The sequence below is a fragment of the Rhizorhabdus histidinilytica genome (assembly GCF_900167915.1).
GTDB classification, from domain to species: Bacteria; Pseudomonadota; Alphaproteobacteria; order Sphingomonadales; family Sphingomonadaceae; genus Rhizorhabdus; species Rhizorhabdus histidinilytica.
This window is the reverse complement of the sequence record NZ_FUYM01000012.1, coordinates 55497-74690: the sequence shown is the minus strand read 5'-3', so window position 1 is coordinate 74690 and position 19194 is coordinate 55497. Positions and strand designations below refer to the sequence as shown.

18 protein-coding genes are annotated in these 19194 nt (G+C 68.9%); 8 read left to right on the top strand and 10 right to left on the bottom strand.

Annotated elements, in window-relative coordinates; all coding sequences use genetic code 11:
• Nucleotides 1–35 precede the first annotated feature (35 nt).
• The 4 genes from B5X82_RS21770 to B5X82_RS21760 all read left to right on the top strand — a co-directional run bounded on the left by B5X82_RS21770 (nt 36) and on the right by B5X82_RS21760 (nt 4473).
• Nucleotides 36–1031 carry a transporter gene (locus B5X82_RS21770; protein WP_079650285.1) on the top strand — a complete coding sequence of 332 codons (996 nt, stop codon included), beginning with the start codon at nt 36–38 and terminating at the stop codon, nt 1029–1031.
• A gap of 192 nt (nt 1032–1223) precedes the next feature.
• Entirely contained in the window at nt 1224–1952 is a 729-nt protein-coding gene (locus B5X82_RS21765) for a dienelactone hydrolase family protein (RefSeq protein WP_223811242.1), read from the top strand.
• 5 nt (nt 1953–1957) lie between these two features.
• A complete protein-coding gene (locus B5X82_RS26845; protein ID WP_176152662.1) occupies nt 1958–2131 on the top strand; it encodes a hypothetical protein in 174 nt (57 codons plus the stop codon).
• 113 nt (nt 2132–2244) lie between these two features.
• Complete coding sequence (locus B5X82_RS21760) at nt 2245–4473, top strand: putative bifunctional diguanylate cyclase/phosphodiesterase (protein ID WP_235862763.1); 2229 nt, start codon at nt 2245–2247, stop codon at nt 4471–4473.
• Here the strand turns inward: B5X82_RS21760 and B5X82_RS21755 are convergent.
• From B5X82_RS21755 to B5X82_RS21745, 3 genes are read right to left on the bottom strand one after another with little or no spacing between them, the layout of a single operon-like run.
• The gene (locus tag B5X82_RS21755; protein ID WP_079650283.1) at nt 4462–5667 is read right to left on the bottom strand and encodes a diaminopimelate decarboxylase; all 1206 of its coding nucleotides are present in this window, start codon (nt 5665–5667) and stop codon (nt 4462–4464) included. The genes B5X82_RS21760 and B5X82_RS21755 overlap by 12 nt on opposite strands.
• Nucleotides 5657–6124, bottom strand: a complete 468-nt coding sequence (locus B5X82_RS21750; protein ID WP_079650282.1) for an SET domain-containing protein-lysine N-methyltransferase — start codon at nt 6122–6124, stop codon at nt 5657–5659. Before B5X82_RS21750 ends, B5X82_RS21755 begins: the two co-directional genes overlap by 11 nt.
• Nucleotides 6125–6169: 45 nt before the next feature.
• Complete coding sequence (locus B5X82_RS21745) at nt 6170–6568, bottom strand: ATP-binding protein (RefSeq protein ID WP_079650281.1); 399 nt, start codon at nt 6566–6568, stop codon at nt 6170–6172.
• 118 nt (nt 6569–6686) lie between these two features.
• Here B5X82_RS21745 and B5X82_RS21740 point away from each other — a divergent pair, with 118 nt between their 5' ends.
• The gene (locus B5X82_RS21740) at nt 6687–7019 is read left to right on the top strand and encodes an STAS domain-containing protein (protein WP_223811244.1); all 333 of its coding nucleotides are present in this window, start codon (nt 6687–6689) and stop codon (nt 7017–7019) included.
• 40 nt (nt 7020–7059) lie between these two features.
• Here the strand turns inward: B5X82_RS21740 and B5X82_RS21735 are convergent, their stop codons facing one another.
• From B5X82_RS21735 to B5X82_RS21720, 4 genes are read right to left on the bottom strand one after another with little or no spacing between them, the layout of a single operon-like run.
• On the bottom strand, nt 7060–8238 hold the full coding sequence (locus tag B5X82_RS21735; protein WP_079650279.1) for a hypothetical protein: 1179 nt from the start codon (nt 8236–8238) through the stop codon (nt 7060–7062).
• Entirely contained in the window at nt 8235–8600 is a 366-nt protein-coding gene (locus tag B5X82_RS21730; RefSeq protein ID WP_079650278.1) for a cyclic nucleotide-binding domain-containing protein, read from the bottom strand. The genes B5X82_RS21735 and B5X82_RS21730 overlap by 4 nt, the downstream gene beginning before the upstream one ends.
• The gene (locus tag B5X82_RS21725; RefSeq protein ID WP_079650277.1) at nt 8597–9724 is read right to left on the bottom strand and encodes a HAMP domain-containing protein; all 1128 of its coding nucleotides are present in this window, start codon (nt 9722–9724) and stop codon (nt 8597–8599) included. The genes B5X82_RS21730 and B5X82_RS21725 overlap by 4 nt, the downstream gene beginning before the upstream one ends.
• Entirely contained in the window at nt 9714–12125 is a 2412-nt protein-coding gene (locus B5X82_RS21720; protein ID WP_079650276.1) for an MFS transporter, read from the bottom strand. Before B5X82_RS21720 ends, B5X82_RS21725 begins: the two co-directional genes overlap by 11 nt.
• Before the next feature lie 235 nt (nt 12126–12360).
• On the opposite strand from B5X82_RS21720, the gene B5X82_RS21715 reads away from it, so the two are divergent.
• The 3 genes from B5X82_RS21715 (at nt 12361) to B5X82_RS21705 (ending at nt 15774) form a co-directional block, all read left to right on the top strand.
• Nucleotides 12361–13968, top strand: coding sequence for a PP2C family protein-serine/threonine phosphatase (locus B5X82_RS21715; protein WP_079650274.1), 1608 nt, complete (start codon nt 12361–12363; stop codon nt 13966–13968).
• A gap of 225 nt (nt 13969–14193) precedes the next feature.
• Nucleotides 14194–15249 (top strand): hypothetical protein, encoded by a 1056-nt coding sequence (locus B5X82_RS21710; RefSeq protein ID WP_079650273.1) that lies wholly within the window; start codon nt 14194–14196, stop codon nt 15247–15249.
• A gap of 51 nt (nt 15250–15300) precedes the next feature.
• Nucleotides 15301–15774 (top strand): CAP domain-containing protein, encoded by a 474-nt coding sequence (locus tag B5X82_RS21705; RefSeq protein WP_235862762.1) that lies wholly within the window; start codon nt 15301–15303, stop codon nt 15772–15774.
• 26 nt (nt 15775–15800) lie between these two features.
• On the opposite strand, the gene B5X82_RS21700 is transcribed toward B5X82_RS21705, so the two are convergent.
• From B5X82_RS21700 to B5X82_RS21690, 3 genes are all read right to left on the bottom strand, one after another.
• Nucleotides 15801–17507, bottom strand: coding sequence for a hypothetical protein (locus B5X82_RS21700; protein ID WP_235862765.1), 1707 nt, complete (start codon nt 17505–17507; stop codon nt 15801–15803).
• 150 nt (nt 17508–17657) lie between these two features.
• Nucleotides 17658–18452 carry a hypothetical protein gene (locus B5X82_RS21695; RefSeq protein WP_079650270.1) on the bottom strand — a complete coding sequence of 265 codons (795 nt, stop codon included), beginning with the start codon at nt 18450–18452 and terminating at the stop codon, nt 17658–17660.
• Between the two features lie 12 nt (nt 18453–18464).
• Nucleotides 18465–19163: a TorF family putative porin gene (locus B5X82_RS21690; RefSeq protein ID WP_079650269.1), complete on the bottom strand. Its 699-nt coding sequence runs from the start codon at nt 19161–19163 to the stop codon at nt 18465–18467.
• Between the last annotated feature and the right edge of the window lie 31 nt (nt 19164–19194).

Sequence of the window (19194 nt, the reverse complement as noted above, 5' to 3'; positions counted from 1 at the left end):
GCTGCGCGGGCGTTGAGACGAAGCGAGGCCGGAACGTGCCGACGAACAGCGATCCATTGCCGATCACGCCGTTCCCGGCGGCGCCGGGGCTGATCTGGGCGTTCGACCTCGACGCGGCTGGAGCACATCCGACCGAGCGGTGCGAGGAGAAGGCGGACGGCTTCCGCTGGCTGCACCTCAGCCTGGCGCATCAGGGCACGGCGAGCTGGATCAACCGGCAGGAGACGCTGCCCGAGGACGTCAGGGAATTGCTGCTGGCGAGCGACAATCACCAGCGCGCGCTGGTCGACCGTGGCGTGGTCGGCTGCGTGCTCCATGACTTCGAGCGCGATTTCGAGCAGCGCAGCACCGAGGTCGGGGCGATCCGGATGGCGCTGACCCCGACGATGATGATCACCGCGCGGCTCCATCCGATCCGCTCGGCCGACAATGTCCGCAACCGACTGACGCATGGTCGCCGCATCGAGGAGCCCAGCGATGCGCTCGATCTGCTCGTCACCACCATCGCCGAGGGGCTGTCGGCCGAGGTCCGCGACCTGAGCGGGGAGGTGCAGCGGGCCGAGGACGCCTTCCTCAACGACGTCGACGCGCCGACCGCCAGGGGCCTGATCACGATCCGGCGGCGGCTTGCCCAGCTCCACCGCATGCTCGATGGGATGAGCACGGTGTTCCGGCGCCTCGAGGAGGACGAGGAGCTTCCCGAGGCGCTGCTCCCGACGGTCGAGAAGCTGTCGCAGCGGCTCCAGTCGCTCGATGCCGACGTCGAAGGTGTCCAGCGCCAGCTCCGCCAGCTGCGCGAGGAGATCGACACCCAGGTCGACCAGCGGACCAACCAGAATCTCTACATCCTGTCGATCATGACTGCCCTGCTGCTGCCGGCGACCTTCGTCACCGGCCTGTTCGGCATGAACACCGGCGGCCTGCCCTGGGCGCAGACGCCGCATGGCACCTTCCTTGCCACCCTGCTCGCCTGCGCCGCGGCTGGCGCCACCTACCTGCTGCTCCGCTGGATGGGGTTCATGCGCCGGTAGGACATTTTCGAATGCTGTCGTCCGCCCCATCATTCCCGCTCTCCCGGAATGACGATGGGGCGGCGGGAGGGGAGGACGACCCGTCTCTTATTGGTCCGAGATGGATCAGAAGAGGCCAAAAGCAGCGATTGTGTACCGCCCATGACATGCTTAACAGGCGATCTGGGGTGGGAAGGTCGAATGGGGAGAGTCATGCACACCGAAATTCTGACCTACGAGGCCGACGGCCTGCGTATGGAAAGCCACCTCTTCGTCGATCCCGCGCAGGGCGAGCGGCGGCCCGGCGTGCTGGTCTTTCCCGAAGCCTTCGGCCTCGGCGACCATGCCAAGGAACAGGCGCGTCGGCTGGCCGAGCTGGGCTATGTCGCACTGGCCTGCGACCTGCACGGCGGAGGCCAGGTCATCACCGACCGCGAGAAGATGATGGCGGAGCTCGGCCCGCTGCGCGAGGCGCCCGAGCGTATCCGTGCGCGCGCCGGCGGCGGCCTCGCCGCGCTGCTCGGCCGCGACGAGGTCGATCCGGCGCGGATCGCCTCGATCGGCTATTGCTTCGGCGGTACCATGTCGCTCGAGCTGGCGCGGGGCGGCGCGCCCATCGCGGGCGTGGTCGGCTTCCACAGCGGCCTCGCGACCAACCGGCCGCAGGATGCGAAGGACATCCGGGCGCGGATATTGGTGCTGATCGGTGCCGACGATCCGGGCATTCCCCCCGACCAGCGCGCCGCCTTCGAGGCGGAGATGCGTGCCGGCAAGGTCGACTGGCAGATGAAGCTCTACGGCGGCGTGGTGCACAGCTTCACCAACAAGGATGCCGATGCGCTGGGCATGCCCGATTTCGCCCGCTACGACGCGGCCGCGGACCGGCGGTCGTGGGACGAGATGATCGCCTTCTTCGGCGAGATTTTCGGCAAGGTCGGCTGATCGCCATGTCGGACCGATCGAAGGGCTCCGCCGCGCGGCTGCGGCGTGAAGCGGCCAAGGCCCGCCTGCTGGCGCACAATACCGCCGACGAGCAGGAACGCGAGCGGCTGACCGCCATGGCTGCGATGTTCGATCGCGAAGCCCAGGCGATAGACGAGGCGCTGGGCGCGCGACCCTGAAGAAGCGGGGTTTCCGCCACCGTCGGCGGTCGATGGTCAAAGCCCCCGCTGGACGATAGGATGGCGCCGAGGAGTCGGCGATTCGTGTTGATGCGGCGTAGCGGATCGATATCTTGCTGACCGAGCGCTTCCTGCGCCAGGGCGATCCCCTGGCCGTCGCACCGCGCGAGGCGCTCACCTCCCAGATCATCGCGCGGACGGTTTTCGTCGTGCTGCTCATGGCGGCGATGCTCGCGGGCTTCCTCTGGTATGCCGCGCGCAAGGCCGACGAGCTGGCGATCGACCGGCAGCATAAGCTGATCTCCACCGTGCTCGACCAGACCTTCCGGTCGATCCCGCATGAACAGGAGGCCGCGACGGTCTGGGACGACGCGGTCGAGCAGCTGGCGAGGCGGCCGATCGACCAGAACTGGCTCGACGACAATCTCGGCCTCTGGCTCCACACCTATTATGGCCATGACGAGGTGTTCATCGTCGATCCCGATGATCGCCCGGTCCATGCGATGCGCAATGGCCGGCGCGACGACGCCGTGCGTTATGCGCGGTCGATCGGCACCGTCGGGCGGGCACTGATCGCCGAGCTGCGCGCCAAGATGCGCGGCGGCGCCAAGATCTCACGGCAAGGGACCGTGCTCTCGCCCGGAGCGATCGACCTTGCCACCATCCATGGTCATCCCGCGATCATCAGCGCTAAGCCGGTCGTGACCGACACCGGCGAGCGGCCGGTGCCGCCGGGGAGGGAATATGTCCATGTCAGCGTTCGCTATCTCGACGGCAGCTTCGGTGCCGACCTGGCGCGACGCTATCAGCTCGAACGCGGCCATTTCTCATACCTGTCGCCCGCCGATCCGGACGACAGCAGCGTCGCTCTCCGCACCCGCTCGGGCGAGCGCATCGGCTATTTCGTCTGGGAACCGTTCCGGCCCGGCCGCGCGATGTTGCGACAGGTCGCACCGGTGCTGGTCGTGTCGCTGTTGCTCGTCTTCGCGCTGGTCGCCTGGCTGCTGCATCGGATCAGTCGCGGCACGCGGCAGCTCAGCGCCGCCAAGGCGGAAGCCCAGCATCTCGCCGACCATGATCCGCTGACCGGCCTCGCCAACCGCGCATTGTTCGATCGGCGGCTCAACGAGCGGCTGGGCGAGATCTGCCTGACCGGGCGGTCGCTGGCGCTGATCTACGTCGACCTCGACCATTTCAAGAACGTCAACGACCATCTCGGCCATCCGACCGGCGACCAGCTCATCCGGGCGCTCGCGAAGATATTGAGCGATCTCGCGCCCGGCGACGTCGTCGCCAGGCTGGGCGGGGACGAGTTCGCGATCATCCACGGCTCCGACAATTCGGCGGCGACCGCCGAACAGCTTGCGCGCAGCATTCACCGCACGCTGGCGCGGCCGATCGACCTCGGCAATGGCGAGGTGCTGATCGGCGCGAGCATCGGCGTCGCGGTGGCGCCGCAGGACGGGCTGGACCGGGTCGAGCTAGTCCGCAAGGCCGACATCGCGCTCTATGACGCCAAGCGTGGCGGCCGCCGCCGGCACAGCTTCTATGCCGAGACGATGGGCGAACGCATCCGCGATCGCCACGAGATCGAGGCCGAGCTACGCGAGGCGATGCGCACCGGCGAAGGACTCGACATCGCCTACCAGCCCTATTTCGCCGCGAAGGGCGGGCTGCTGCTCGGCGCCGAGGCGCTGATCCGCTGGGATCATCCGGTGCGGGGCCGGATGCTGCCTGCCCAGTTCGTGCCGGTCGCCGAGGAGTGCGGGCTGATCGAGACGCTGGGCGAATGGGTGCTTGAACAGGCTTGTCTGGTCGCCGCGCGCTGGCCGGCCGGCACCATCTCGGTCAACCTGTCGGCGATGCAGCTCCGCAATCCGGCGCTGGCCGAGCGGGTCTATGCGATCCTGCGGCGGACCAGGTTGTCCCCGAACCGGCTCGAGCTGGAGATCACCGAGACGAGCTTCGTCGACAGCAGCGAGAAGTGCCGCGCCAATCTCGGCTGGCTGCGCGACATCGGCGTGCGGATCGCGCTCGACGATTTCGGTACCGGCTATTCCTCCTTCCGGCACCTGCGCGGCTTCGAGGTCGACCGGATCAAGATCGACCGCAGCTTCGTGTCGACGATCCAGCCCGGCCAGGCCGGCAGCCCGGTGATCCAGGCGATCGTCGACCTGGCGCGGCTGAGCGGGCTCGAAACCACCGCCGAAGGGGTGGAGACCGAGCAGCAGCGGCTGTTCCTGACGAGCATCGGCTGCGACGTGCTCCAGGGCTTCCTATTGGCGGAGCCGCTCGGTGCCGCGGCGATCGAGGCGCGCTTCTTCGCGGAGCTACACCAGTAGCTCGGTGAAGGCGCCGCGCATGCAGTGGTTCGAGCTCATCGCCGAGCCATAGCCGCCGGCATTGATCAGCGCGACATGGTCGCCTTCCTCCAACGGCGGCATCGGATGATCCTCCGCCCAAAGGTCGAGGGCCTCGTTGATGTTGCCGGCGACGCTGACCGGTTGCCAGCGGGCCTGGTCCGCTTCACGCAGGATGCAGGCGACCGGCTCGCACGGCAGGTCGTAATGCGCCGGCTCCGGGTGGAGGTTGAAACCGCCGTCGACCGCGACGAACAATGTGTCGCGCTTGCGCTCGATCCCGACGACCGACAGCAGCAGCAGCCCCGCGTCCTTGACCAGATAGTCGCCCGGCTCGACCGCGACCGTCAGGCCGCGGCCGCCGAAATGGCGTGCGACGATCGCCGACCAGCGGGCGAGGTCGAGCGGCGCGTCGCCGGTGCTGTGGGGCAGGCCGAGGCCACCGCCAATGTTGACCATCGTCGCGTGGGGCAGATCGGCCAGGAAGGTCGCCGCCGCGCCGACCGCCTCGTCCCAGGCGTCGAGCTGACCCGACAGATAGCCGCAGCCGACGTGGAAATGGATCGCGGTGATGCGGAGATCGTGGCGCGCGGCAAGGTCGAGCGCTTCGGCCCATTGCTCGCGATAGATGCCGAATTTGGTGGTGCGCACACCGGCATAGGTCAGCCGCGCGGAATCGCCATAGCCGGTGCCGAAGCCCGGGTTGACGCGGATGCCGATCGCCCGGCCCCGCCGGCGTTCGCCGATCCGGCGGAGCTGGCCGAGCGAGTCGCAGTTGATGTGGAGATCGTCGTGGACGAGCAGCCGGTCGAGGTCGCGGTCGGCGACGCTGGTGCCGGTGAAGCTGATATCCTCCGCCCGAAAGCCGCAGGCCAGCGCGAGGTCGAGCTCGTCGGGCGAGCAGATGTCGACGCCCACCGTCCCGTCCGCCGCCAGCATCTCCAGCAGTGGTGCGAAGCGGTTGCACTTCATCGCATAATAGACGCGGTGTTCGCAGCCGCTCGCCTCCAGCGCGCCGCGCAGCCGGTTCAGGTTGGCACGGATGCGGTCGGCGCCATAGACGAACAGCGGCCCGTCATGCGCTCCGGCGAGCCTCTCGACGTCGATGCCCGCGAAGATCAGCCGGCCGTCGGCGTCGCGGTGCAGGTCCTCGCGCGCCCACCACTCAGCGGGCATCGTGCTCCGCCAGCCAGGCCAGGCCCTCCGGGTTCGGCGCCTCGCGGCGGCCATGGATCCAGCCCCGGCACGCCGCCGCGCCGCAGCAGCAGGCGAACTGGCGGTGGAGGCGGTCTTCGGTGTCGGCATAGTCGACGGTCAGCACCTCGCCGGGCGCTACAGCGCGCAGCGCGACCAGGACGAAGCCGACCATGTCGAGCCTGCAATTGGGATCGCAGCCATGGCTGAGATAGCCGATATAGCGGGTGCCGCTGATGTGCCGGCTGGCATCGATCTGAAGGCTGTGCTGGCAGATGTCCCCGCTGACGATGCCGGCGAAGCGGTGCACGACGGCACCCGCCGCGAATGCCTGCCGTGTCCGCACGCCCAGCCCGCGCGAATCGTCGAGACGCACGACATCGAGCGCCTCGTCGTCCTGAAGCTGCTGTGCCGTTGCCCACTCCGGCGCAGACGTCATGCTGTCTTGTCCCCGTTTGCCCGACGGCAGGATAGGCCGAAAAGCTCAGAAAGTCTTGCTAAAGATCAGCCGGTTCCGATCATCGACGCGGGCATAGGCGACGTCGTCCATCAACTGGCGGACCAGATGGATACCGAGCCCGCCGATCGCCCGGTCATCGATATCGAGATCGGTGTCGGGCGTCTCGCGGGCAAGCGGATCGAACGGCGGTCCGTCGTCGACGACCGTGGCGGTGAGGCGCCGGTCGGCAATCGCGATGGCGACCGACAATGTCCCGCCGCCGTGCTTGGAGATGTTGCTGAGCACCTCGTCGAACACGATCATCATCCGCGCCGCCTGCGCGGGCGGAACCCCGGCGGCGTCCAGCCAGGCCTCGATCTCCGCGATCAAGGCGGAGAGGCCGGGCGCGCCGGCGGCCAGGGAGCGTTCGAACCTAGCCCCCATGCCGCCGTGCCGCCCGCCCTTCCGCGCCGCCGCTTTCGATAATCCTGTGGTAAATCGAGACCCACTCCTGATATGCAGCGACGCCGACGAGGCGGAGCCGGAGCGGATTCTAGACCAGATGGACATCAGCGAAAATAGCCGAGACGGCGCCCTCGTGATTTCGGCCGCCGGCCGCATCGACAGCACTACGGCAGGCGAGCTCGAGGCGGTGCTGCCGGCGCGCGTTCGCGAGCATGGCGCAGTCGTCGTCGACCTGTCCGGCGTCCCCTATGTAAGCTCGGCCGGGCTGCGCGTCCTGCTGATCGGGGCGAAGGGCGCCAAGGCGGCCGGGCACCGGCTGGTCATCACCGGCGTCGCCCCCGCGGTCCACGAGGTGTTCGACATCAGCGGCTTCTCGAAAATCTTCACGATCGAACCCGACGTCGACGCGGCGATCGCCTCGCTCGGCTAGAATTGTCCGGCCCGCTCCTCAGGCCGAGCGGATACAGATTCTAGACCGGCCTCACCGCGGCGACGATGCCGCTCTCCGCGAACAGGATGGCGAGGTCGGCGGCCAGCGCCTCCGCCGACAGGCCCGGATTGAGCCTATGATAGGCGTCGATCGCGGCGGGATCGGCCGCGAGCGCGAAGGCGCCGTCGGTCGCGCCGGTCGCGACCACGCGCCAGCCGACGCCGAACGCCTGCGCGGCCAGCTCCAGCCGGTCGCGGAAGGCGGAGGCGGGCCCGTCCGCGACATGGTCGCGCGCGGCGATCGCGGCGGCCAGCGCCTCGGCCGGGTCGCCGCCCGCCACGCCCAGCGCGATCGCCCAGCCGCCGTCCGGGCAGGGCAGGGCGACATGCACCGCGCCGGCCGGCGCGTCGGGCAGCGGGCGGATCGACAGCGCGATCCTGCCTTCGGTCCGCTCGATCGCGGGCAGATGACGTTCGCGCAAGGCGACGATGCCTTCCGCCAGACCGCCACCGGGGCGCCGTTCGAGCCGTTCGAGTTCGCTCGCCACGCTGGTGTCGAGCAAGCCGATTGCGTCGGCCAGGTCGCGGACCTCGCGGATGCCGAGCGCCCGATCGTCGTCCGCTCCCACCCGCGTCTCGATGATCGCGCGGATGCGGCTGAAGGCGCGCCCGACGCGGCGCGCGACGATCAGGCCCAGCAGCACGGCCAGCGCCGCCGATCCCGCGATCAGCGCCACCGACAGCCGCTTGAGGTGGAAGGCACGGCGCGCGAGCGGTTCGGCGCTGATCTCCGCGACCACCATCGCGCCATGGCCGTCGGGGGCGATCGCGGTGACGAGCGGATCGCCCTCCGCATCGACCCAGTCGCGCACCACATGCGCCTTGGCGGGCAGGATCAGCCCCTTGCGGGTGATGGCCGGGGTGTCGAGCAAGTTCAGGAGCGGCCCGCCCGGCCGGCTGAGATAGAGCGAGACGAGCCCGGGTATCTTGTGCGCAGCATCGCGCAGGGCCGCCCGCCGGCCGGCCTCGCCCAGCTCGGCGAAGGGATCGTCGGCCTGTCGTGCGAATTCGGCCACCGTCACGGCGGCGGCAAGCGCCTCGCCGCGTAGCCCCGCCTCCATATGATAGGTCTCCTGGCGATAGAGCAGCAGGCTGTTGATCCCGGCCAGAAACAGGAACAGCGGCAGCGCAAGCAGGATGATGACGGTGCGGACGCTCATCGCGGCGTTCCGTTGCGGTGCATCAGCGACACGACGAATTCGGGATATTCGCGGGCGATGGTGAAGACGTGCGGCTTGGCGATGGCGAGCAGCGTCGCACCGGCCGGGGCTCCCAGGCAATCGCGGGGCGCTGCCAGGCCGAACAGCAGGCCGGGGGCGTCATAGACCGGCGGGAGCGCACTTCCGTCCGCCTCGGCCAGCCCGCCCTCGATGCAGGCGAACAGCGCTTCGGCGACGCTGCCGGCCGCCAGGACGAGCTGGCCGGGCGCGACCGTGCGGAGCGGTGCGCGCGCGACGATCCGTTCCAGCACCTCGACGTCGAGTGCCTCGAAGCCGGGCAGGGTGCGCAGCCGTTCGATCATGCCCCGGCTCCGATGGGCAGCTCACGCCCGTCGTCGAGGCGGACGGTGGCGCGCTCCCCCGGCGCCAGCGCGAGCGGCGGCCCTTCCGCCGCGATACGCGCGGCAAGGGCCGGATCGGCGGCGACCCGTTCGGCCAGCCGCGCGGCCGCCGCGCGGCGCAGCGACAGGCCGTCGTCGGCGGCGGCGCCGGTGAAGGACAGGCGATCCGAGGCTTGCGCGCGCCGGACCAGCGCGGCTTCGGCTTCGGCGACGCCCGCCGCGCGGACCGCGACGTCGCGGCGGGCGCGGGCTTCGGCGAGCCTGCCGGTCGTCGCGGCGGTGCTGGCGGCGAGTGCCGCCTGGAGTTGGGCGATGTCGCGCGGCGCCGGGAAGCGATCGAGCGGGCGGTGATCGCCGCCGGCGATGCGCAGCGCCTCGCGCCGTAGCCGGTCGAGCGGCTCGGCGATGCGGCGCACCGTCAGCAAGGTGACGAACGCGCAGCCGAGCAGCGACGCCAAGCCGATCACGACGCTGACGAACAGCGCGTTCTGGGTCGCGACGCGGATCAGCGAGACGTTGACGTCGGCGCCGGCGGTGGCGACGATCTTGCCCTGCTGGTCGCGCACCGGCGCGGCGGCGGTCTTGAGCAGCCCCCATTGCTGCTGGAACTCGATCGGCGAGAGGTGGACCGTCCCGTGCGCCGTCGCGCGGCGGATGCCGGCCAAGGTTTCGGCCGGGAGGTCGTCCTCCGATCCGATCGGCGAATGGTCGTCGCCGATCGTCGCGTCGAGCACATAGATCACGTCCTGCGACCCGCCCAGCACCTGGGTGTAGAGATAGGTGATGTCGAGCTCGTGCAGGATGCGCCGCATCGGCAGGACGGCGTGCAGATATTCGGCGCTGTGCTCGGCCGCGTCGCTGCCGGGCCTGGCGCGGGCGATCGCGATCAGCGCATCATGGTCGCGCGCGTCGAGCAGCGCCCCGGTCAGCGCGCTGGTCGCGATCAGCTTGCGGTCGAAGCCGTCTACGATCGAGGCATAGATCCGGTCATAGGCAAGCAGGCCCAGGCCGATCGCGACGACCGCGACGGCGGGCAGGAAGACGCGCAGCAGCAGCGTCCGGATCGGCAGACCGCTACGCCGCATAGGCGCGCTCGTCCGAAGCGCGGTACATCGCCAGCGCCAGATCGACGTTCCGGGCGGCGAGGTCGAGCGTATAGGCGTTGGACAGCCACATCGTCACGCCGTCGACCTCGACCCGGCGGACGTCCTTTTCCGGCGGCGCATCGCGCAGCTTGATCGCCAGCCGCGCCTGCACGTCGATCGACGCGGCGGCGAAATCGGGGAAGGCGGCGATCGCGTCGATCTTGTCGACCATGGTGCGCGGCCCCGCGCCGGGCAGATCGAGCAGGGTCGCCAGGTCGGCGCGTTCGAGCAGGTAGAGATCGGGGCGGAGCGCCTTGCGCAGCCTGGGGGCAAGCTCCCCGGGCGGCACCAGGTCGCGGATCGACTGCGCGGCGGTGACCAGTTCGAGCGGGTCGGGCGAGGCGAGCCGCTCCTCGAGCAGCGCGATCAGCCGCGCGCCACCGACCGGCGATCCCGCGGGGCGCTCGTCGAGCAGCCCCTTCAGCAGCAGGAAGGTGGTGCGGTCGACCCCGTTCTCGATCGTCTCGATCGCATTGCCGCGCACCTTCGGATTCTTCGAATGGAGCGAGACGATCAGCAGGTCGAAATCGGGCAGGCGCCCGCCGAGTGCGAGCAGCTCGATCACGAAATCGGTGCCCTTGCCGACGAGCTGGCGCTGGAGTCGGGCGAGCAGCCGGGTGGCACGGGTCGGCTCGGGCAGCGCCTCCAGCGCCTCGGCCAGCACGAAGCGCGGCTCGGCGCGCTCCAGTTCGGCCCGGACCAGCGCGTCGAGCTGCGACGAGAAGAGCGGATAGGAGAGCTGGGCGAGCGCGCGCGCCGCCATGGCGCGGCCGCGATAGCGGAAGGTCCGGTCGGGAATGGCCGAGACCAGCCGGGGAATCGCGGTATCGCCCCAGCCGATGATCATCGTCTCGATGTCGTGGCGGTCCGCCGGCGAGAGCCAGGAGGCGCGGTCGAGGATCAGCGGCAATGCCTCCAGGTCGCGGCCCGCCGCCAGCCCGGCGATCGCCGCCGCGCGGACCGCGGGATCGCGCGAGCGCAGCCGTTCGAGCAGCGCGTCGGTGCCGGCACCGTCCGCAGCGGGGGCGGGAACCACCCCGCGTCCCTTCCCGAAGTCGAGCAGCATCGACCGCATGTTGCGCGCCATGGCCGCCGGATAGAGCTGACGCAGCACCACCACGATCAGCAGCAGGACGAGGCCGAGGACGACACCGAGCCCGGACAGGTCACGAATGTCGGTGCGGTCGGCGAAGACCAGCAGGAAGCTGCCGGCGATGAAGCTGGCGAGCGGCTCGGCCAGCCCTTCGACGATGGTGCGGACCGGCCGCTTGGTTTCGGCCGGGACGGCGTTGAACAGCAGGTTCTGGTTGTTGTACTCGATCGAGGTGAGGATGCCGTGATAGGCGAAGAAGGCGGCCAGCGCCCCTTCGAACGAGCCGGTCACGAACAGGAAGCCGAATGCCGCGAAATAGGACAGCGGCATGATCAGCGCGACGTTGCGCACCCCGATCCGCGCGACCAGCCGGTTGAAGACGAACAGGCAGACGATGACGTTGAAGATGTTGGCCGCCGCGTAGAGCGTGCCGAGCAGGCTGGCGAGCTCGGCCTCGCTGCGGCCCTGCTCGAACATGTCCGAATATTGGAATTCGGCGAGGTTGGTCATCAACAGGGTGACGAACAGGATCAGCGTCAGCACCAGCGTGTAGCGCGAGTGGCGGAAGGTGTCGGCGACCTGGCGGACCTGCCGGCCGACGCCTTCTTCGGCCGCCTCGACCTCGCTGTCGGCGATCCGCGTCCAGCGGCGGCGCAGCCGGAGTGCGACGGGGAAGGTGACGGTCGCGATGCCGGCCCATATCAGGAAGAAACCGCGCAGCGACACCGTGCCGGCGAGCTGGCTGACGATCAGGCCGCCGCAGGTCATGCCGAGCGCGGTCGCCGCGGCGAGCAGCGGGAACAGCCGCTTGCCGTCCTGGATGGCGAAATAGCCGTCGGTATAGTTCCAGAACTGGGTGTAGAGCGCGATGTACCACATCGCGAGATAGAGCTTCAGCCCGATATAGACGGGGAGCTGCCAGTGCGGCGGCAGGTCGAGCCCGAGCACGACATAGGACAGCAGCCCGCCGGCCACGAGCAGCGCGATCGTCGCGTCGATCACCCGGTCGATCGAGAAGCGGACCATCAGGTAGGAGAAGGCCGCCGTGTAGAACAGCATGATCGCCGGCGTCATCATGAAGATCAGCGCCAGCCGGTCCGCCCCCGCATGCGCGAGGAAGGCGGCATCGCCGGCGCTGAAGCCTATGCCGAGCCCCATCTGCAGGAGGAAGCCGAGCAGCCCGAACTGGGCGAGCTTCGGCCATTCGCCGGGTGCGACGCGCAGCAGCCGGTTGACGAAGCCCCCCAAAGTTCCCCCTTCATGCCGTTGGGACTACCGCTGGCGCCCCGCCGGTGCGATAGAGCCTGATCGTTTGAGGTGGAAGCGCTTTGCGCTTCCGCCGACGACGTGAATCAGGCTCTCTTCAAATAGTCGAGACCTTGATTCACGTTTCAGGCTGATTCAGCCTGAAACGATCAAGGTCTGGTCGAGCGTGGGCAACAGCTTCGGGGGGAATGCGGGTGGATGCAAGGGGCAAGATCGCGTGAGCGAGATCGAGCGCCGTCGCCGCTTCGGCCTGCGGCCGCAATTGCTGCTGCTGCTGTTCGTGCTGAACCTCGTCGCCGCGATCGCCTATTCCACGATGCTCTATTCGATCGACCGGCGGGAGATCATCAGCGGCATCGACGACCGCCTGATGACCGCGGTGCACGCGGCGCGCGAGATCATCCCGCAAGGCTATCACCGCCGCATCCACGGTCCCGATTCGATCCCGACGGCCGAGTTCGACCGGATCCAGGCCCGGCTGTCGCGCTTCTCCAACCGTTCGAACCTCGTCTATGTCTACAGTTACATGCAGTTCGGGCCGCATATCTATACGGTCGCGACCAGCGCTACCCAGCGGGAGATCGAGGAAGGAACCGAGACCGGCTTCTTCACCCGCTACGACACCGCCCCCGCCAAGCTCTACAGCAGCTTCCGCGACGGCCGCGTCCGCTTCGACGAATATGAGGACAGCTTCGGCCGCTTCCGGTCGATCTACATGCCGGTCCGCTCGCCCGACGGGCGCATCCATGTCATCGGCGCCGATATCGCGCTCGATTCGCTGGACCAGCGGCTGGCGGGCGCGCTGCGCACCTCCATCCTGGTCGGCTTCGCGACCTTCGTGCTGTCGATGGTGGTCGGGTCGCTCCTGATCACCCGGATCACGGGGCCGCTCGAGCGGCTGACCTCCTACACCCGCAACATCGAGGAGCGCAGCTTCCAGTCGAACGAGGAGGAGATGCGAGCGATGCAGGCGATCAGCGGCTCGCGCGCCGACGAGGTGGGCAGCCTCGCCGAGGCGATGTCGGGGATGATCTCCCGCCTGCAACGCTACCTGATCGAGATCCAGGCGGCGACGGCGGCGCGCGAGCGGGTCGAGGGCGAGCTGTCGGCCGCGCGCGACATCCAGATCGGCATGGTCCCGCGCCGCTTCCCGCCCTTTCCGGAGCGCGAGGACATCGACATCTATGCGCTGCTCGAACCGGCCAAGGAGGTCGGCGGCGATCTCTACAATTATGTGATGATCGACGAGAACCGGCTGTTCTTCGTGATCGGCGACGTGTCGGGCAAGGGCGTGCCGGCGGCCTTGTTCATGGCGATGACCAGCACCCTGTTCAAGGCGAACGCGCTGTCGGCCGTGTCGACTGCCGACCTGATGGCGCGGGTCAATGTCGAGCTGGCGCGCGACAATGCCGCCAACCTGTTCGTCACCGCGTTCGCCGGGATCATCGACCTGCGCGACGGCACCGTCGCCTACAGCGACGCGGGCCATGAAGCGCCCTATCTGCTCCGCGCCGACGGCAGCGTGACGCGGCTCGACAAGCCCGAGGGCATGGCGCTCGGCGTGTTCGACGACGCCGCGTTCGACGGAGCGTCCGTCCGCCTCGGCAAGGGCGATGCGCTGGTGCTGTTCACCGACGGCGTGTCCGAGGCGACCCGCGCCGACGAGGCGCAGTTCACCGTCGAGGGCATCGTCGAGACGCTTTCGATGCTGCCCGCCGACCGCACCGCCCGCTCGATCGCGACGAGCCTTGCCGATCGGGTCGGCGCCTTCGTCGGCGCCGCGCCGCAGTTCGACGACATCGCGATCCTGGTGGTCAGGCGGTAGGGGGAACGTCGGCCGCGTTCGGCCGCCGCCTCCGCTCGGCCGGCACCCTCAAAATAGCTGTTGTCGAGAACCTCGTTCGAGCAGATCATTCCGCTATCGAATCGAGAGTGGGGACTCATGTCGATCACGCGGCGGGCTTTGATGCGGGCCGGGGCCATGACCGCTGGCCTTGCGATGTTTCCGAGGCCAGTGCTCGCCGCGGCCGCGCACGATAGGCCCTATGGGTTGATCACCCTTGCCGTGTCCGGCGTCACCACGGCCGTCTATCGGATCGACAAGCGCCAGCTGCGCGACAACGCGACGGCCTCGGGCTATGAGCGGCTCGGCCTGCGCCGGGTCGACAGCTCCACGACGCTGGTGGCCAGCAGCCTGCAGCCGGGCGCCGACGAGACCATGATCGCCAGCGCAGTCGAGCTGGTGGCGCGCAACATCGCTTCGCTGAAGAGCGACCACGACATGCGCGACAAGCAGATCGCGATCGTCGGATCGAGCGGCTTGCGCAGCTATGTCGGGCCGGCCGTCGAGCGGCTGCCGGCGATGCTGCGCGAGCGGACCGGCATCGGCATGCGGCTGCTCACCTCGCGCGAGGAGGCGCAGCTCGAAACCGACTGGATCGTGCCCTCCGACGATCGCGAGGCGGTCCTCCACGTCGAGATCGGCGGCGCCGATATCAAGGGCGGCTATTATGGCCGCGAAGGCCGCCGCCGCGTCTATCATGACCTGGCGGTGCCCTTTGGCACGCGCAACTTCGCCGGCGCGGTGAAATTCCGCTATCCCAGCGTCCGCACCGACGATTTCGGGGCACGCGCCGCCGATCATTATCGGGAGGTCATCGCACCGACGATCGACCGGCGGCTCGCGGCGCTGCCCGAGGCGCTGACGAGACCCAAGGTCTATGTCAGCGGCGGCATCGCCTGGGCCACCGCCGTCATCCTCCACGCCCAGGACATGGCGCTCGAGAAGGACTGGACGCGCCTCTCGCCCGACGACTTCACGACGATACGCCGCCTGATCGAGGCGGGCACGCCCTATGGCGCGGGCCTGCCCGACAGCCTGACGACCGCGCAGCGCGCCTCGATCCGCAAGACGCTCGGCTTCATCCGCAACATCTTCAATCCGCACCAGCTTGCCGCCGGGGCGGCGATCGGTGCGGGGCTCGCCGAGCAGCTCCGTTTCGCCGGTCGCGAGGCGATCCTCTTCCCAGGCTTCGCCAACGGCGCGTCGAGTTCGCAATATCTTCTCTATCAGATCACCAACAATCCTGAATTCAGGCCAAGCTGACGGGACCGGCTCATGCGTGGATCGATAGGACGGCTTCTGCTTGGATGCGCGATGGGCGTCGGACTGTGCGGCAACGCACCGCTGTGGAGCGACGCCGATCTCAACCAGCGCCTGCTGGCGACGCACAATGCCGAGCGGGCGAGGATCGGGGTGCCGCCGCTCAAATGGAGCGGCGAGCTCGCGCAGCACGCCGCCGCCTGGGCCGATCATCTCAAGAACCTGCCCGATATCGAGCATGACCAGTCGCTCGACGTCGAGGGCGAGAATCTGTGGCGGGGGACAAAGGGCGCCTATTCGCCGGAGGACATGGTCACCCTCTGGATCGACGAGCGCAAGGCATTCCGCTTCGCCAAGATCCCGAACGTCAGCATCTCCGGCGATTTCGAGGATGTCGGCCACTACACCCAGCTCATCTGGCGCACGACGACCGAGGTCGGCTGCGCTGTCCGCACCGCCGGAGAGGACGAAATATTGGTCTGCCGCTATATGGAGGGCGGCAACGTCATCGGCGAAGTGCCCTACTGAAGGCCGCGCTGCCGAAAGGGGGGGGCTTACAGCCGTTCCATGCGGAGCCAGCGCGGATCGCCGAGCCAGGCCTTCGACCAGGCCTTCCGCGCCGCCGCCGCCTCGATCTTGCGGCCCTGCGCCGCTTCGCTGCGGGCGAGGCCGTAGAGCGCCCAGCCATTGTTCGGGGTCTGCGCGAGCGCGGCGCGGAAGGCGTCGCTCGCGGCATCGTGCCGGCCCGCCAGGAACAGGGCCGCGCCCAGCGACTGCCGCACCGGATAATACCAGTAGGCGGGTTCCTGATAGGGAATGGTCGCCTCGATCGCCGCGGCCTCGCGATAGAAGCCGATCGCCTCGTCATAGGCGCCGCTCGCGGCGGCGAAGCGCCCGCGCGCGACCCGTTCGGCCAGCCGCACCAGATCGGGCGCGGGCACCCCCTGGTCGACCATCGCCTTCATCCCGTCCGACGTCCCGAGCCGCGCCATCGCCGCCATCTCGCCGTCGAAGCCGGCCTTGTCGCGGCGCTGGGCATAGGCGATCCCCCGCGCATAATGGCGCATCGCCGCCGCATAGGAGAGGCGCGGATCGGGGGCGGGCAGGGCGAGGATCGCCGCTGGCTCGGCGAACTGCGCCATGGCGAAATAGGGGGCGGCATCGATCGCCTGTATCCAGGCCATCCGCGCCGAGGTTTCCGGATCGAGTACCGTCCTGAGCCGCCGAGCCTCGCGCATCGCCAGGGGCATGTCGCCGGCCATCTGCGCGCTGGTGACGATGAAATGGATGTTGTGCGGATAATAGCCGTAGCGGACCAGGCCATGATCGCCGGCGCTGCGGATGAACGCCTCGTCGGCGCGTGCGGCGGCGACGTTGACCCGGATCGAATCCGCGTGGCGGCCGCGGAGCTGGTAGATGTGCCCGGGCATGTGGACGAGATGCGCGGCGCTGGGGACGAGCGGTGCCGCCAGCCGGTCCGCCGCGGCCTCGGCCCGCTCGGGATCGCTCGCCTCGAGCAGGTGGATGTAGAGATGGGCCGCCTGGGCCTGAGACGGATTGCGCCGGAGGACACCCTCGATCAGCCGGACCGCGTCGCCGCTGCGGCCGACCGGGGTTTTCTTGTCGGCTTCCCAATAGTTCCACGGAGTGGTGTCCATCGCGGCCTCGGCGGCGAGCACCGCGACGTCGTCGTCGGCCGGGAAGCGCCGCGCGGCATCGAGCATCGCATCGGCATAGGCGACGTCGAGCGCGGCGCGATCCGCCTGGGGATCGCGCGAATAGCGCCGGGCGATCGCCTCGATCAGCGCACGTTCCATCGGTGAGGCACCGCCGCGGAGCGCCATCGCCCGGTCCATCGCGCGGAGGGCCGCGTCGCGATCGCGATCGTCCATCGGGGCGTTGATGTTCGGGCCGAGCGCCATCGCCTCGCCCCACCAGCACATCGCGCAGTCGGGATCGATCCGCTGGGCCTCGCGGAACGAGCGGACCGCGCCGGCATGGTTGAAGCCGTAGCTGAGCAGCAGGCCCTGGCTGAAATAGCGTCGCGCTTGCGGATCGCGCGTCGAGACCGGGAAGGGCGAAGCGGCGAGGTCGGGATAGAGCGGGATCGGCAGCGCCTGGCTGGCCGGCGCTACGATCGCCGCGGCGATCAGCAGCTTCTGCGACAGCCCCGATCCTGCCCGCCGGCCGCACAGCGTCGCTGCGATCCGGCTGGGATCGAGCGCGTCGAGGGATGCGGCCGAAAAGACCGGCGGGGGCATGAAGCTGGCAAGCGAGAAACCGATGCCGGCGAACGCAATGGCCTTGATAAGCTGGGGCACCGCCGTTCTCCTTTCCCCAAAGGCGAACCAGGACACGCGGGCGACGCTATCATGGAAACCGGTCACTCCCAAGCGTGAGGGAGGGAGGGCTCAGGCGGTTGGTGGGCCGAGCTCCAGCCGGGGGCGCTGCACCCCGTGCATCTTGCGCAGGTAGAGGCGGATATTGGCGATCGCCCGTTCGATGTCGGACGCCGGCGTCGGCGGCATGCCGGTGGCGCGGGCCATGTGCGGGCACTGCTCGACCTCCCACGGCATGAAATTGAAGTCCTCGCCTGCCTCCAGCATCCAGAGGATCGGATAGGGCCGGCCGAACATCACCCCCTTGAGCTCCTCCGCCCCGATCAGGTGGAGTGCGACCTGGCCGGCATTGTCGGCGGTCAGCACCAGGTCGGCGACGTCGAGCGAGAGGGTGAGGCAGGCGGGCCGCGCGAATTTGGTGACGCGGAAGCCTAGGTCGAGGTCGGGCCCGATGAAGTCGATCGCGCGGACGCTCTCGCCACCCGACAGCTCGGGAATCTCCAGTTCGATATTGGGCCCCGCGAAGTCGGCGAGCCAGGCGGTCCCCTTCAGCCGGAGGGGGAGGTCCTCCAGATAGCGCTCCTCATAGGCATTCATCGTCCGCAGCAGCGCGAGCAGCAGGTTGACCAGCTCCTCCGCGCTGGCCGGCGTCGCGACGAAGATCACCTCGTCGCCCATCACCTTCCATACCTCGACCGACGGCGTCTCCCCTTCCTCCAGGAAGGCGAAGCCGACCTGCCCGGCCAGCATCAGCGGAAAGTTGGTGAAGAAGGTCCGGAAGGTATCGAGCCAGCTTCCGCCATCCGTGAACCGCGCCTTGAACTGGGTCGATCCGGCCATGTCGACCGACAGGAAGAGCCGTACCATCGCCGCCGATCCCTAGAAGCTGGCCTTGGCCGACAGGACGACGCCGGCGCGGGCGTTCTTGCCGGCTTCGAGCGCCCCCTTATAGTTGCTGTCGACATAGGTGGCCGAAAGGTCGAGCGCGTCGAGCTTGTAGGTCAGGCCCGCCGACCAGTCCCACTTATGGTCGTAGCTGCCGTTCTCGCGGCCGACGCTGAACGACGCGGTCAGCGGGAGCTGCCCCAGCGCCACGTCGGAGCCGAGCGCGACGTAGAGATTGTCGCGATCGGTGTTCCACTGGTTCGGCGTGTAGGCGAGCGTCAGCGTCGAGGTGACCGGGCCGATCGTCCGCGCGATCGTCCCCTGCAATTCGTAATAGTCGGTGTCGACGCCACCCGGATAGACATAGGTGTAGAGCGTCGCCGAATAGTCGAACCCAGCGACCGAGCCGCCATAGCCGCCATAGAGGTCGATCTCCAGGTTCGACGTGCCGTAGTCGGAGACGTTGGTCCACCAGGTGCCGAGGAACCAGCCCGAGCGGGTGGTCAGGTCGGCGCCCACCTGCACGGCGGGATGGCGCGTCGTGTAGCTGATCCCGCGGAAGCGATAATCGGAGACGAGCGCGGCATTATAGGCGATCGACACCGCCGGCGTCTCGGCCCCGTCCTGCGCCCGGGCGACCGAAGGCAGCAGCAGCCCGCCCGCCAGCAAGATGTTGATGATGTGCCCCCGCATGGCCCGATCATGACCGTCCCAGGGCCAGCCG

Bases quoted from the DNA above. Each gene is read 5' to 3' on its own strand.
- B5X82_RS21745 (WP_079650281.1), bottom strand. From the start codon at position 6,568: ATGGGGGCTAGGTTCGAACGCTCCCTGGCCGCCGGCGCGCCCGGCCTC.
- B5X82_RS21735 (WP_079650279.1), bottom strand. From the start codon at position 8,238: ATGAGCGTCCGCACCGTCATCATCCTGCTTGCGCTGCCGCTGTTCCTG.
- B5X82_RS21730 (WP_079650278.1), bottom strand. From the start codon at position 8,600: ATGATCGAACGGCTGCGCACCCTGCCCGGCTTCGAGGCACTCGACGTC.
- B5X82_RS21740 (WP_223811244.1), top strand. From the start codon at position 6,687: ATGGACATCAGCGAAAATAGCCGAGACGGCGCCCTCGTGATTTCGGCC.
- B5X82_RS21695 (WP_079650270.1), bottom strand. From the start codon at position 18,452: ATGGTACGGCTCTTCCTGTCGGTCGACATGGCCGGATCGACCCAGTTC.
- B5X82_RS21705 (WP_235862762.1), top strand. From the start codon at position 15,301: ATGGGCGTCGGACTGTGCGGCAACGCACCGCTGTGGAGCGACGCCGAT.
- B5X82_RS26845 (WP_176152662.1), top strand. From the start codon at position 1,958: ATGTCGGACCGATCGAAGGGCTCCGCCGCGCGGCTGCGGCGTGAAGCG.
- B5X82_RS21700 (WP_235862765.1), bottom strand. From the start codon at position 17,507: ATGCCCCCGCCGGTCTTTTCGGCCGCATCCCTCGACGCGCTCGATCCC.
- B5X82_RS21765 (WP_223811242.1), top strand. From the start codon at position 1,224: ATGCACACCGAAATTCTGACCTACGAGGCCGACGGCCTGCGTATGGAA.
- B5X82_RS21690 (WP_079650269.1), bottom strand. From the start codon at position 19,163: ATGCGGGGGCACATCATCAACATCTTGCTGGCGGGCGGGCTGCTGCTG.
- B5X82_RS21750 (WP_079650282.1), bottom strand. From the start codon at position 6,124: ATGACGTCTGCGCCGGAGTGGGCAACGGCACAGCAGCTTCAGGACGAC.
- B5X82_RS21725 (WP_079650277.1), bottom strand. From the start codon at position 9,724: ATGCGGCGTAGCGGTCTGCCGATCCGGACGCTGCTGCTGCGCGTCTTC.
- B5X82_RS21755 (WP_079650283.1), bottom strand. From the start codon at position 5,667: ATGCCCGCTGAGTGGTGGGCGCGCGAGGACCTGCACCGCGACGCCGAC.